Source organism: Alicyclobacillus fastidiosus (genome assembly GCF_026651875.1).
Classification (GTDB): Bacteria; Bacillota; Bacilli; order Alicyclobacillales; family Alicyclobacillaceae; genus Alicyclobacillus; species Alicyclobacillus fastidiosus.
In genome coordinates, this window is sequence record NZ_CP104067.1 from 1,663,265 (window position 1) to 1,677,417 (window position 14,153).

12 protein-coding genes and 4 other annotated features are annotated in these 14,153 nt (G+C 50.8%); of the genes, 8 read left to right on the plus strand and 4 right to left on the minus strand.

Annotated features, from left to right (window positions below):
* Positions 1–125: 125 nt before the first annotated feature.
* Both NZD89_RS08255 and aroF read right to left on the minus strand, forming a co-directional pair.
* Positions 126–407 (minus strand): chorismate mutase, encoded by a 282-nt coding sequence (locus tag NZD89_RS08255; protein ID WP_268007253.1) that lies wholly within the window; start codon positions 405–407, stop codon positions 126–128.
* Positions 400–1,269: a 3-deoxy-7-phosphoheptulonate synthase gene (aroF, locus tag NZD89_RS08260; RefSeq protein WP_268007254.1), complete on the minus strand. Its 870-nt coding sequence runs from the start codon at positions 1,267–1,269 to the stop codon at positions 400–402. The genes NZD89_RS08255 and aroF overlap by 8 nt, the downstream gene beginning before the upstream one ends.
* 142 nt (positions 1,270–1,411) lie before the next feature.
* Positions 1,412–1,633 (minus strand) — a binding site (T-box leader).
* A gap of 39 nt (positions 1,634–1,672) precedes the next feature.
* Positions 1,673–1,897: a binding site (T-box leader), on the minus strand.
* A gap of 235 nt (positions 1,898–2,132) precedes the next feature.
* Positions 2,133–2,365 (plus strand) — a binding site (T-box leader).
* A 46-nt stretch (positions 2,366–2,411) separates the two neighbouring features.
* Positions 2,412–2,663: a binding site (T-box leader), on the plus strand.
* Between the two features lie 81 nt (positions 2,664–2,744).
* Here aroF and NZD89_RS08265 point away from each other — a divergent pair.
* Positions 2,745–4,436 carry a 2-isopropylmalate synthase gene (locus NZD89_RS08265; protein ID WP_268008431.1) on the plus strand — a complete coding sequence of 564 codons (1,692 nt, stop codon included), beginning with the start codon at positions 2,745–2,747 and terminating at the stop codon, positions 4,434–4,436.
* A gap of 507 nt (positions 4,437–4,943) precedes the next feature.
* Positions 4,944–6,212 carry a L,D-transpeptidase family protein gene (locus tag NZD89_RS08270; RefSeq protein WP_268007255.1) on the plus strand — a complete coding sequence of 423 codons (1,269 nt, stop codon included), beginning with the start codon at positions 4,944–4,946 and terminating at the stop codon, positions 6,210–6,212.
* A gap of 122 nt (positions 6,213–6,334) precedes the next feature.
* Here NZD89_RS08270 and NZD89_RS08275 read toward each other — a convergent pair whose 3' ends face one another.
* Positions 6,335–7,270, minus strand: coding sequence for an alpha/beta hydrolase (locus tag NZD89_RS08275; RefSeq protein ID WP_268007256.1), 936 nt, complete (start codon positions 7,268–7,270; stop codon positions 6,335–6,337).
* Positions 7,271–7,486: 216 nt separating this feature from the next.
* On the opposite strand from NZD89_RS08275, the gene NZD89_RS08280 reads away from it, so the two are divergent.
* The 5 genes from NZD89_RS08280 to NZD89_RS08300 all read left to right on the plus strand — a co-directional run bounded on the left by NZD89_RS08280 (position 7,487) and on the right by NZD89_RS08300 (position 12,509).
* Positions 7,487–8,518, plus strand: a complete 1,032-nt coding sequence (locus NZD89_RS08280; protein ID WP_268007257.1) for an ATP-binding cassette domain-containing protein — start codon at positions 7,487–7,489, stop codon at positions 8,516–8,518.
* Positions 8,515–9,330, plus strand: a complete 816-nt coding sequence (locus NZD89_RS08285) for an ABC transporter permease (RefSeq protein ID WP_268007258.1) — start codon at positions 8,515–8,517, stop codon at positions 9,328–9,330. Before NZD89_RS08280 ends, NZD89_RS08285 begins: the two co-directional genes overlap by 4 nt.
* Positions 9,331–9,467: 137 nt before the next feature.
* A complete protein-coding gene (locus NZD89_RS08290; protein ID WP_268007259.1) occupies positions 9,468–9,941 on the plus strand; it encodes an alpha/beta hydrolase family protein in 474 nt (157 codons plus the stop codon).
* 177 nt (positions 9,942–10,118) lie between these two features.
* Positions 10,119–10,679 carry a GNAT family N-acetyltransferase gene (locus NZD89_RS08295; RefSeq protein WP_268007261.1) on the plus strand — a complete coding sequence of 187 codons (561 nt, stop codon included), beginning with the start codon at positions 10,119–10,121 and terminating at the stop codon, positions 10,677–10,679.
* Positions 10,680–10,820: 141 nt separating this feature from the next.
* A complete protein-coding gene (locus NZD89_RS08300; RefSeq protein ID WP_268007262.1) occupies positions 10,821–12,509 on the plus strand; it encodes a M3 family oligoendopeptidase in 1,689 nt (562 codons plus the stop codon).
* 100 nt (positions 12,510–12,609) lie between these two features.
* On the opposite strand, the gene NZD89_RS08305 is transcribed toward NZD89_RS08300, so the two are convergent.
* Entirely contained in the window at positions 12,610–13,320 is a 711-nt protein-coding gene (locus tag NZD89_RS08305) for a hypothetical protein (protein WP_268007263.1), read from the minus strand.
* Between the two features lie 228 nt (positions 13,321–13,548).
* On the opposite strand from NZD89_RS08305, the gene NZD89_RS08310 reads away from it, so the two are divergent.
* Entirely contained in the window at positions 13,549–14,151 is a 603-nt protein-coding gene (locus NZD89_RS08310; protein WP_268007264.1) for a sulfotransferase family protein, read from the plus strand.
* Positions 14,152–14,153 lie beyond the last annotated feature (2 nt).

Genomic DNA, 14,153 nt, shown 5'->3' on the forward strand with positions numbered 1-14,153 from the left:
CGGACGATGAATGTGATTCGAAACGCTTCGTTCAGAAGGGGAGACCATCTCCCCTTCTCAATTCGTAACGTTCACCAAGCAAGCGTTCACTCGACGATCAACCACGGTTGCCCTTCAAGTGGACTTCATTCTTCCACCGTTTGGATGCGACAAGACTCCTCATGGATCAGGTGAAATAAGTCAATGACGAAATTCCTTTGTATTCCCTGTGATGAGCCGAGGTTCACGTAGCGTTCCTCGACCTCTTTGGCTCTATCTGGTTGATGAACCCGAACGTCTGCCCCGCGTTTAATCGAGCCAATGGTTTTCGAGAGTTGAAATCGTTTCGCGAGACACGAGATGAGTTCCCGGTCAACTTCATCGATGAGCGCCCGACATTCAACAAGGACGTCTACGCTGTTATCCAATCGTCACACCTTCTCTCTGTGTTTGACAGGCGGTTGTCAGTACCTCGACATCGTGCATGAGTTGCGCGAACTCGCTGGGCGTAATGCTTTGCTGTCCATCGGACAAAGCGGATTCCGGCGACTGGTGCGCTTCGAGAATGAGGCCATCCGCACCGGCCGCAATCGCCGCCATGCTCATCGCACGAACGTAACGGGCGATACCTGTTCCATGGCTCGGATCGACAATGATCGGCAGGTGGCTTAGGTGTTTAATGACCGGTACTGCATTCAAGTCCAGTGTGTTGCGCGTTGCGGTCTCGAACGTTCGAATGCCTCGTTCGCAAAGGATGACATTGGGATTGCCTTCGCTCAAAATGTACTCGGCCGACATCAACCACTCTTCAATGGTCGCAGACAGGCCGCGTTTCAGTAAGACAGGTTTGGTCGTTCTACCCACAGCCTTTAACAGGGAGTAGTTCTGCATGTTCCGTGCACCAATTTGCACCATGTCAATGTACTCACATGCCATCGCTAAGTTTTCTATGTCCATGACTTCCGACACGATAGGCAATCCAGTGGCTTCGCGCGCTTCTGCCAAAAACTTGAGTCCTGTTTCCCCGAGCCCCTGAAACGAGTACGGAGAGCTACGTGGTTTGAATGCACCGCCGCGAAGCATGTGTGACCCAGCTTTCTGCAATTCGCGTGCGATCTCGATGATCTGATCGCGACTTTCCACCGAGCACGGACCAGACATCACGGTAACCGATCCATCGCCGATGCGAAGATTGCGAATCGAGACAACTGTTGGCTCAGGATGATTTAACCGGCTCGCCAGTTTGTATGGAACTTGCTTCGTTGTGCGCTCACGACTCATTACTGCCATGGTAGGTTCCTCCCTAGTGTCAATTAAAAAGAGAAACCTCGCCCGGATTAGGGACGAGGTTTCTCGCGGTACCACCCTAATAAAAGATCTGTGCTTCCTGATTTCGCGTAGAGTGGACGAAAAACAAAAAAACCTCATCCTGACTAGGGACGAGGCTTCTCGCGGTACCACCCTAATAAAAGGCACAAAACCTTTCACTTGATTACGATAACGAGCACTGGTCTGCCCGGCTCAAAGCTACTGCCCCGAAGGGGTTCACCTGACGGCTCCGGAGTGTACTTCCGTGTTTCTTGGCTTCGGCTCGCACCAACCGCCGACTCTCTGCACCCAATGCAACACGTACTCTCTCCATCTCAGCCTTTGAAGATATATCATTGTCAAAAATAAAAAAATCCCGCCCCCAGTAAGGGACGAGATTGACTCGCGGTACCACCCTAATAAAGGCGAATTGCCTTCACTTCATTGCGATAACGAAAGCGCCTAGACGCCTCCGGCATTGGCTAATGTCCAACTGGAGTTCACCATGCGGCTCCGAAGTGTACTTCCGGTATTTGTCCAGGTCGGTTTTCACCAGCCACCGACTCTCTGCACTGACGCAAATCCGTACTCTCTTCATCGCAGCCGTTGCGGTTTGAAATTGGAGTCATTTTATCTTGGGTAACGACCGAATGTCAAGGGGTTGATGTGTACATGGTATTTACCAAATTATAGAATGCTCCTGCCATCGCGACAGAGAACTGGGCGTCCGAGTAAAGCTTTGACGGTGACTTGAGTAATGTGAATTAAGTAAAAAATTTTGAGATTGACCCAAGACGACGATCCGTGGTAATTTGAAAATACAAAAACTTCATTTCTCTTCTGTTTGAAACGCTTTGAACGGGAGCATCAGGGACATTCGCCTGTCAGAGAACTGCGGGGTGGTGCGACGCAGTATGTGATCTTCCTGAAACTCGCCCGGGAGCGGCTAGGCAGAACTTCAGTATGCCTAGACGATTGACCACCGTTAAGGGTCACGCAGGTTGTTCTGCGGTAGAGGTGGACCTATTCGGGTCAATAAGAGTGGTAACGCGGTTGGTACAGACCAGTCGTCTCTTGATGAGGCGGTGGTCTGTTTTTATGTTTCAAACGATGATTCACAAGCGTCAAACACGATGAAGGGGACAAACGGAAACTGGGCTTGCACAGAGAACTGCGGGATGGTGCGACGCAGTGAAGCCAGATTTCGCGACTCACCCCAGAGTGGTTGGACTGAACGGTCGTTAAGACCTACTAAGTTCTAACGCCTGACCCGCGTTATTAGGTTGCAACATGAAGATGTTGCGCTGAGTTGGGTTTGGTTTTACCAAATCAACGAGGGTGGTACCGCGTTCGACAACAGGTCGATCGTCCCTTGAGGATGATCGACCTGGTTTTTTATTACAAGATATCATTCGGAGGGATAGTCAGTGAGCCAGCATAGTGGAATGAACGCAAGTATGAAAAATTATGACAAGTACACTAGAGAATATTTTACGCCACCCGTATCGAGTTTGAAGTGGACGCAGAAGGAGTACATTACGGCACCTCCGACATGGTGCAGCGTCGATCTGCGAGATGGCAACCAGGCGCTGGTCGTTCCGATGAATTTACAGGAGAAGCTGGAATACTTTCAGTTGCTGCTGCAAATTGGCTTCAAGGAAATCGAAGTAGGGTTCCCAGCGGCGTCAGAGACGGAATTCGCATTTTTGCGCACATTGATCGAGCAGGATTTAATTCCGGAGGATGTGACGATTCAAGTTTTAACACAGTCGCGGGAGCACATTATCCGAAAGACCTTTGAAGCGCTCCAAGGTGTGAACAAAGCCATCGTGCACTTGTATAACTCCACCTCCGTCGCGCAACGGGAGCAGGTATTCAGAAAGTCCAAAGCGGAAATCATCGACATCGCCATCAGCGGTGCAGAACTGGTGAAGACATGCGCGGCCCAAACTGACGGAAACTTTCAATTTCAATATTCACCCGAAAGCTTCACGGGAACGGAAGTGGAATTTGCGCTCGAAATCTGTAATCGGGTGTTAGATGTGTGGCAACCCACGGCACAAAACAAAGTCATTATCAATCTTCCGGCTACCGTGTCCCTCTCAATGCCTCACATTTACGCGAGCCAAATTGAGTACATGAGCGAGCATCTAAATTACCGCGATCACGTCATTCTGTCACTTCATCCTCACAATGACCGAGGAACGGGTGTTGCGGATGCAGAGTTAGGAATGCTCGCCGGCGGGCAGAGGGTCGAAGGGACATTGTTTGGCAACGGAGAGAGGACTGGCAATGTAGACGTCATCACGCTTGCTTTGAACTTGTTCTCACATGGAGTGAATCCGCATCTGCATTTGGAAAATATACCTGAAATCATGTCCGAATATGAACGACTGACGAGAATGAAGGTGAGCAAACGGCATCCCTACGCCGGGGAACTTGTATTCACCGCATTTTCGGGATCGCACCAGGATGCCATTGCCAAAGGGATGAAATGGCGCGAGGAAGGGAACGGTCCGCATTGGTCAGTACCTTATCTGTTGATTGATCCGAAGGATATTGGCAGGGAATACGAGGGGGACATTATTCGAATTAATAGTCAGTCCGGCAAAGGCGGCATCGGTTACGTACTCGAACAAAACTTCGGAATTGATTTGCCGGGCGAGATGCGTGAAGCAGTGGGATATCGCGTGAAGGGAGTTTCGGACCGCCTGCACAAGGAACTTATACCGGATGAAATATATGAAATTTTCATCGAGGAATACGTGAATATCACAGCTCCGTTAGAGCTTATAAATTATTGCTTCACGCACAGGGATGACTATGAAGCGACCGTCAGTGTGCGAATGGGTGAGGAACTGAAGGAATTTACGGGTGTGGGCAATGGACGATTGGATGCCATCAGCAACGCACTTCGCACAAATCTGGGTATGGACTATACAAATCTGGTCTATAAGGAGCACGCTTTAGAAATCGGGTCAGAGTCGCAGGCAGTCACCTATATTGGAATTACTGCTTCGGAGGGAACTGTTTATTGGGGGTGTGGGATCGATAACGATGTGATGACCTCTTCTGTCAAAGCGCTATTTAGTGTTGTAAATAAGCTGCATCATTCGACGTCAACCCAGCGCCTGGTGAACAATAGGTAAACGGTGCCTCAGGAGATGATTTTCCTAGATGACGTACAAGTAAATGTCGATTCCGCTCGCGCCATCGGTATTCAAGCAATCTTATTCACCAGCACTGAGCAGGCGATTGCCGACATGGAATACCTTTTACGATAAACTTGGTATATCCCTGTGCGTTACAATGAGAGCTGCCTATCCGGTGGCTCTCATGTTTTGTCGTTCACAGGAGAGCTTTCGCTGAATCATTTCTACTCGATTGCCTGAATACATACCAATTTGAATGCACAGAGGTGTATTGCCGTACGAATATATGACTCTTTGGCCTACGTATTTTGGTCGTCCGGGAATAGAATTGTTGTAATAATTTCGTGACTTTTTCAAGTCAAATCGCTTAGTATTACAGTAATAATCTTTATACAAGAATTGGATTATGATACGCGGGATCCAATTTTACCTTCGCGGTTACGTTAACTGAGCCATGCGCGCCATACATACACTCATGAAGTGAAAGCCGAGGAGAGAGCCTTTATGCAACATGGTCAGAAACTATCTATCCTAGGAATTTTAATTTTCCTCGGTATCATCCAAACGGGTTGTGGTGCGCTCAGTCGTGTCCCCCTTGCACCATCGGTAAGCAATGACACGGACAACAAGGCAGCCGTTTCGATTTCCTCTGTGACGAACAGGAAGGGTACGACAAATGGCACGTCGATTTCCATCACTACTCACCCCGTATCGCCCTATCCGTCTCTGGGGCTTGGTATGTCTGGGCCAGAGGTGCTTGCACTCAATGAGCGGCTCGCCGAATTAGGTTATCTCCCGGTTGCTGTGAATGCTGCCACGCAACCTGCCATAACGCTTTCGAACCTCGATTCTCCACCGAAAGTTTCGTTTGCGTGGCGATACGGGGCAGTTCCCTCGGAACTCACGTCAGAGTGGTCGGAAGATACGTACACGGAGATGACGAGGGGTGCCGTGATTGCGGTGGAACATGTGAATGGTCTACCCATTGACGGAATGGTCGGCGAAGCGGTGTGGAAGGCCATTCTTGGCCAAGATGCCGTGCAGAATCCCAACCCGTATACGTACGTTCTTGTGACGAAGAATCCGGCGCCGGAGGAGCTTCGCGTCTGGCAGGCGGGCAAGTGGGTGTATCAGTCCATAGCGAACACCGGTGTCGCAGGGGCACCGTCGACGAATGGGACATTCGCAATCTATGAGCGCTTAGCGTCGCAGACGATGACAGGGACAAACCCTGATGGCACAAAATATATCGATCCCGGCGTGCCCTACATTAACTATTATGACGGCGGCCAGGCTATTCATGGTTTTCCGCGCGCGTCGTATGGATTTCCGCAGAGTGTGGGCTGCGTCGAATTACCCATCAGTAACGCCAAGGTGGTATGGTCCCTTGTCAACTATGGGACCCTGGTGACGGTGGAGGGGGACTATGTACCGCCTACATCGACGCAGACGAACACACAAGCGAGCACAGAGGGGACCACGACGAGCAAATCGACGTCGGATTCTAGCACTGCTAGCGGTAAAGGTTCAAGCAGCGAGTCAAAAAGTACTCCCACAGGGCAAAAGACAGGGAATACTACCGGAAAGAATCCCACAGGTAACTCTAGTAGTCTTACGAGCAACACTACCGGAAATTCTGGGGGCAACACGACAAGCGCCGTGGGCGGCAATACGACAGATAAGACCGGTGGAAACACGACACAGCAAGGGACAAACAGCACTCAAAACACGAGTTCCAAGACCGAGCCGACGCCAACAAACGACACAAACTAGGCAAGAGATCTTAGCTTGTAGGTGCTGTGTGGCGGAGTTCGGGGGATGGCGACTAAACCAAAAAGGGAAATGTAGAAAATGGCTGTCTCCTTTTGGTGTAGTCGCCTGAGCATTGTTTTAACTTACCTTTCAAGTGCACGCTGTAGCGCTTGCACGTATTCACTGATCGCGCGTCGACTGACTTCTGCTTGTGGGACCATGGACTCAAAACCGTGGAAGCACCCCGGATAAAGATGGAATTCACATGAAACGCCTGCACGTGCTAGTCTGGCGACATAATCTATCGTCTCATCCCGAAATGGGTCGAGATCTCCGACACAAGTGTAGGCTGGGGGAAGATTTGAAAGATCAGTGGCTCGACTTGGGGCCGCATATTGCGAAACATCACCTTCTCGATTGGTTCCCAGATAAGCCGCCCACCCCTTCAGATTCGATTCCCGATTCCATACTCTCGCATCGGTTATTTCGTGGCTGGATGGAGTGATGTTTCGATCGTCGATCATCGGATACAACGGCATTTGGAATTTGATCGGCGGCCCTTGTCTATCTCTTGCGAGTAAGGCTAAGGCGGCGGTCAGCCCACCGCCAGCACTAGCACCGGCAATGGCGAGCCGTGAGGCATCGACACCGAGATCATCCGCATGCGCATGAAACCACTTGAGCGCTGCGTAGCAATCCTCTAATGGCGCCGGGAAGGGGTTCTCTGGCGCAAGACGATAGTCGACCGAGACGACAATACAATTGGCTTGTGTCACGAAGCGCTGACACAGCCCTTCGTTCATTTCAGGACTGCCAAGCATAAACCCACCGCCGTGAATCCACAGAACGCCGGGCATGTCTGTACACGCTTTGATCGGCCTATATATTCTCACACGCACGTCCGGGGCCCCTTCAGATCCTGGAACCCAGTGTTCTAGAACGGACACGGAATCGTGGACGGGTAGCGTAGACAAGATTAACTCGGAAGACGACTTCCTCAACTGTTCTAGATTGTCGAGGTTCAGTGAAGGCATTGCTGAAAGTGCAGATTTTAAATTATCGTCGACTCGGTTCTCCATTTCGACTCGCCTCCAAAATTTGATGCAAGGGGTTTCATATAGAGACTATAGCCTAAAACAGGGTAATTAGCTCCCATTAAATATATCTGGATCTTCGCGAGTATGGGGTGACGGGTCACCTAGATTACCTGGTCGAATGTGACCGTGTATCGTTCATGCCCTGTTCATAAATGTGGATTACTGTTCCCATATGTTCAGTGAGTAGGAGGCGTCGCAATGGATTTTTTACACAGAAGGGAAGCAGCCTTAGACGGCTGTGATTGGGCGGTCGAAGCGCAGGGACTGGTTAAGGTATTTGGCGATAACCACGCAGTGGATGGTGTTAATTTGAACGTGCGCACTGGTACTGTTTACGGAGTGCTCGGTCCGAATGGGGCGGGCAAGACCACCACTATCCGGATGCTGGCTACCTTGCTGCGGCCAGATGCGGGGTCGGCCCGAATCTTCGGGCACGACGTGGTGAAGGAGTCACAAATCGTCCGTCAACTTATCGGGGTCACCGGTCAATATGCGTCAGTCGACGAGACGCTTAGTGCCACTGAAAACCTGGTCATCTTCTCCCGATTGCTCGGACTTGGGCGGGCAGAGGCACGGCGTAAGGCGACGGAGCTTCTAGAGGAATTTGGTCTGCTGGAAGCCGCCAAGCGCCCGTTGAAGAAATTCTCTGGCGGGATGCGCCGACGGCTCGATTTAGCGGCGAGCCTCATCGCACAACCGCCGCTCATCTTCTTAGACGAACCGACGACCGGGCTCGATCCGCGCACGCGTGCACAGATGTGGGACACCATTCGGCGCTTGGTGCAGAGCGGATCGACCGTGCTGCTAACGACGCAGTATCTCGACGAGGCAGATCAGCTGGCTGACCGCATCGCCGTGATCGACCGTGGGAGGGTCGTCGCTGAGGGCACCGTGGATGAGTTGAAGGCGTCGGTCGGCACTTCGTCGCTGCAACTGCGGGTTCAGAACCCTGGGGACATCGAGAGCGCCCGCCACGCCGTGGAGAAGGTACTGGGGGTCCAGTCAATCGTGTCGCCGGAGGCAGGTAGGATCACCGCGCCGATGGCGGAAGCGGACAGAGTCACCGATTTACTCATCACCCTGCGCGAATTGGAGATTCACCTGGCCGAGATGAGCGTGCAAAAACCGACCCTCGACGAGGTGTTCCTGACCATCACGGGACATGGTGTGGAAGATGACCAGTCACTCGCATCAGATCACTCGAACGGAGCGGGGGCGATGCGAGCATGAGCAGTCTTCACATCACACCGGGTACCAAGCGTCAACTGAAAAACCACACGAGCCTTGGCCAATCCATACGCAACTCGTTCACGATGGCCTATCGAGGTCTGCTGAAATTCCGGCGTACGCCCGAGCAGTTGTTCGACGTCACACTCCAGCCCATCGTCTTCACCTTGATGTTTACCTACATCTTCGGCGGGGCCATCTCCGGAAACGTGCAAAGCTACCTGCCCGTCATTATTCCTGGCATCCTCGTACAGACGGTCATCACGACCTCGGTCGTCACAGGTGTTCAACTGCGAGAGGATATGGACAAGGGCGTGTTCGATCGATTCAAGTCACTGCCTATCGCGCGTATTGCTCCGCTGGCAGGAGCCCTGTTGGCGGACACCGTGCGGTATACCATAGCGACTGTGCTCACCTTCGCGATGGGGTATGCCATTGGCTATCGACCTCACGGAGGATTCGGGCACGTCGTCATCGCTGCGCTTCTCGTGATCGTTTGTTCCTGGGCCATCAGCTGGATATTCGCCTTTTTCGGCGTCATCGCCCGTACTGCCTCAAGCGTACAGGGTATCTCGATGCTCATCTTGTTTCCGCTGACGTTCCTCTCCAACGCGTTCGTGCCGGTCAAGACCATGCCCGAATGGCTACAGTGGTTCGCCAAGTTCAACCCGATCTCGCACCTTGTCACTGCGGTACGGGATTTGACGAATGCGGGAACCATCGGTGCTGACTTCGCCATCTCCCTCATCGGGGCGGCGGTCGCCGTGATCATCTTTGCACCGCTCACCGTTCGTTCCTACATGCGTCGTACGTAACTGAGATGGTGGGCGATTCAGGGCAAGGGCTCGGCGTGCGGCCTCCAGCTGTTTGGACGGGAATTCAATCTGTATGAATGTTAGAAATGATATGATGATCCTGTGATTCTACCTATCTAATTAGGAGACTCGACTTTTTGGCCGGCATGGGCGAAGATAACGTGCAGGAATTCACCGCTGCAATGCAGGGAGAAGCCGCGCTCTCTGCATACCTGGAGCCCCATGTACCAGCGCTGCTTGGCCAGGAGCCGCAGGCTATGGCAGACCATATGAGCACGCTGTTGAGCGCGCCCGATGTTGCGGTGCTCACAGGTGCGTTTAGTGAACAAGTTGCGAGGATCATGCAAGACTCGCTGACGAGCGGCATCTTCGGTTGGCTGGATGACGATCTCGCTTTTGCCAAACCATGGGGCTTCTCTTTATCGTCCATTCAGGTACCGGTACAAATATGGCAAGGAGAACAAGACCTGATGGTTCCCTTCAGCCACGGTGAATGGCTAGCGAAAAACGTACCTCATGCTGATGTTCGTCTCAGCCCCGATGACGGTCATTTGACGGTCTGGGTGAACCGTGTACCGGAAGTCCATGCTTGGCTTGCATCGCACTTTTGAACCGTGTCCTTTGAGAGGAAATGTGCCTAGGGGACGCTGGACCATAAGGGGGCAAATGCGACAGAGTGCATTTGCCCTTTTATTCACGCGCGTATAGGAATGTACGACAATTGATACTATCCATGATGATTGGGTAAGGAACAGCCGTCGCATATCGGTACAGGTGGGGTGTAATCGTTGGAATTTCACACAGCAGGCGATTGGAATGAGCAATTGTGGGATGCATTGGAAGGCGTCTACAAGCAAGCATTTAGCCACGGGAGAAAAAACAAAAGCATCGTAAAGAGGTTGTTAGATTCAGGAGACAGTTTTCTACATGTGGGCGTTGAGGATTCCGAGATTGTGGCCATGGCGCTTTCAGCAAAGCTTGAGCATCTCAATGCTTTACTCATTGACTATTTGGGCGTTCAGGAAGACAGGCGCAGGCAGGGTATTGGTGCACGGTTCGTGGACTATATCACAGAGTGGGCAGTAGAGCACGGATACGATGGTGTTGTCATTGAAGTGGAATCCGAAACGGAGCAAGAGCCGGATGACCATCCCAATGCCAAACGGATTCGATTCTGGGAGAAGTGTGGATTTCACATTACAGACTACATCCACGACTATAAGGTGGTCCCTGAATTGTACAGGGCGATGTATCTGAATTTGACTCCAACGGCTCAGTTACCCGAACAGGGCGAAGTGTTGTTTCCGCATATCGCACGGTATCATAAAAAAGCTTGGGGTGGTGAGTGAGCACAGTGCTCCAATGCTTTACGATAATAAAATGACGAAGGATACAAAAACGATGGTGTTTGATCCGGGAAAGTCCGTTTTAAAGTACAACATCGGCGATGAGATTAAATTGACAGAAGATAGTGATTCGGAGGTATTGTGATGTCCCGTCTACGTACATCGCCAAAGTACTATTTGGATGACATCGATCTCAAAGATATCAAGGCGTTGGAGATGAGGCTTCAGACATTGGTTCAATGTGAGTTAAAGTCCAGCGCTAATTTAGAGGTCTGGCTGGACCAAGAACGAATGCTCATGGATGGAATTCAAGAAGCCATGACGGGGCACAAAATTGACTTTTATCGGGATACGGGCAACACACACAAGCGTGATATGCACCTATACGATCATTCCGTGATTCAACCCATACTCCTCAAGTACCAGAGGGAATTAGACAAAAAATTTTGTTCTTGTCCGTTCACAGGAGAACTACATGACAGTAGATATGGCGCAATGAAACGGGGCAGGCTCGCAAGGCTGCAGCAATTTTGCGAAGCGAACATTCCGTTGACGGTTCGCGAGAAGCAACTCGGGGCGAAGTACAGTGAAATAAGAGGCGCAATGACGGTAGATTGGGAAGGTAAAACCAAGCCATATTCATTTGTTCAGGCGCTCCTTGAACATCCCGACCCAACGATCCGCGAACGCGCTTGGAGGGCACTCGCCGAGGCTCGAAGCAAGGTGAAACCAGAAATTGACGACATCATGAATGAACTCGTCCAACTGCGTCACGAGATGGCGTTGAATGCTGGCTATGGCAACTACCGCGACTATATGTTTCAGGTCAAGGACCGGGAATACAGCATTCAGGATTGCTACGATTTTCACAAATCGGTTGAAAGGCACATCGTCCCAGCCTGGAACCGGCTTGCAGATGTGTTTCGCTCCGAACTTGGGGTGAACACGTATCGTCCATGGGACAGTACAGCGAAGATGTTGCATTCTATTCCATATACCACTGTCACCGAGTTGATGGATGGTGTTCATGCGATGTTAGTGAAGACGGACACATCTTTCGCGAAGAGATTTGCGTTCATGAGAGAACGTGGACTTTTGGACTTAGAAAGCAGGCAAGGGAAGCAGATAGGAGGCTTTATGGACCCTTTGCCAGCAAGCAAGCATGCGTTTGTGTTTTCCAACTTTAGCCCGTCTTTCACTGCGATTATCGCCCTGATTCACGAAATGGGGCATGCCATCCACGTCTACTTGAACGGTGATTTTCAAGAGCAGAATTGGCGAGACGAGGTGACAGAACTTTATTCGCACGGGATGGAACTCCTGTTATTAGACAGGCTGGATACGTTTTATCCAAATGAACGGGAGTATAAAAGTGCACAGCGCGAAGGACTTCGTCGATCACTAGGGTTACTGATTGGGCCCCTGACTCGGGACATTTTTGAACATTGGATGTACACGCACCCGAACCACACGGCTCAGGAGCGCGACGGAAAGTTTCTTGAATTTTGCAAACGGTTTAGGCTGAGTCCTGTAGACACATCGGGGCTTGAATCCGAAGTCGCGACGAGTTGGGTGGATACCATCCATTTTTTCTTATATCCGTTTTATGCGATTGAGTATTCGATCTCCGAACTTGGTGCATTGCAACTTCTCGAGATTTATCGCGCTGATCCAAGGCGTGCAATCAGTTTCTATAAACAAGGCGCTAGTACCAATTTCAATTATTCCATCTCGGATATTTATCTAAGAACGGGCATCAAATTTGATTTTTCAGAGAGAGTGGTCAGCAGGACAGGTGAATTTTTGCAGAGCCAAATCGAGCAATTAAAGTAGCCGCTTAGGTGGACTCTGCTCATAGAATCGGTTCCCATCGGGACTTCAGTTCGGATGGTTGGCTGCAAAACATCGAACTGCGGCGGAGAAAGGGAAGGTATTAAGGGACTCCGTAATACTGATTCCATGCTGTCGGCTCGGTGGATGAAATAGCATTTAACATGGCTTGGGCAGTCTGTTGACTGTAGGCACCATTTGCCCGCTTTTCAAACATCGTGAACACCTCTGCTGTATGTTGAATGAACTGTTTCGCTTGGTTTACGTCGCCTGGATTGGATGATAAAAGCATGATGCCCGCGCCGGTCAAACCAGCTGACACATTTTCCATACTTATATTTTGTTGTCTATCTCTATCGTAATATCGGGATACAACGTATAACTTGGCACCTGCTTCTCTCAATTCAGTAGAAACAGATTCGAGGTCTGTATGGGATGGATTCTTTGCTAACACCTGTGCGGCAGATTCGGAAGCAATTAGACAGTTCGTTACAGTGCTCCAATTTTCTTCGGCATCGGATGCCGCTAATCGGTATATCTGCACAATTGACACCAGAAGGGCGACTATGGCAAACCCATTGCACCAGAAGAAAATCTCGGGCACTCTAGTCCGACTATGCACTCTAATTAAATCTACGAGCAGACCTACTAAAAACCCTAGTGTGCCTATACTCAACATAGACGCGGTACGAAATCCGAGTGGAGAGAACCAGGTCCACCAACTTGTCGCTGGCACGCGAACTGGCAATCCGAAGGCACCAAGCGCGATACCAGCGATAGTTCCCCAAACCATAATCGATGTATACAGACGCATCAAATCACCTCGCAATACGCTCTAAGGATATGTCAACGGACCCACTCAGAGTACAGGAAAATCAACAACCCCATGCACCCAAATTGATTTGAAGATGAGCTCGTAGGGGAGGGGACAAAACATACACTGACGAAAATGGTGAGCCTCTACGATAGTCGTAGATTTTGTTCACTCCTTATTGCACAAAATGTGTACTTATGTTTAAGAGAAGAAAGGATGACCAAAGAAATGGGGATCAAAGTAATCGGTGCCGGACTCCCCCGTACAGGGACGAGGTCCCTAGAATCTGCGTTCACACGTTTGCTCAATGGTCGGAGTTATCACATGAGCGTCATTCCCGGTCATCCCTTTCAACTTGGAGAAGATTGGGACGGGGCGCTCGCGGGACAATACCCCGATTGGGAGAAGGTATTCAATGGTTTCACAGCTACTGTGGACTGGCCTGGTTCGATGTTTTGGCCAGAGTTGAGCGAAGCGTATCCTGATGCACTCGTGTTACTTTCCGTTCGTAGCAGTGCAGATGAATGGTGGCACAGTTTTGATGAGACGGTCCTGCGCGTGGCCCGTATGGCTCTTGCCCCTGATTGGACCGAAGGATGTGGACTGATAGATCTGTTGGAGCGCTTCACAGGGACCGCGAAGTGGGATGATCCTGAAATCATGATGTCTGCATACGATAGGCATAATGACGCTGTGAGACGGAGCGTTCCTAGCGATCGCCTGTTAGAGTGGCGAGCTACGGAGGGGTGGGATCCTATCTGTCGGGCTCTCCACTTGCCGATACCAAATGTACCTTTCCCGTGGGCGAATGGAAGGAATGAATGGGACTAAAC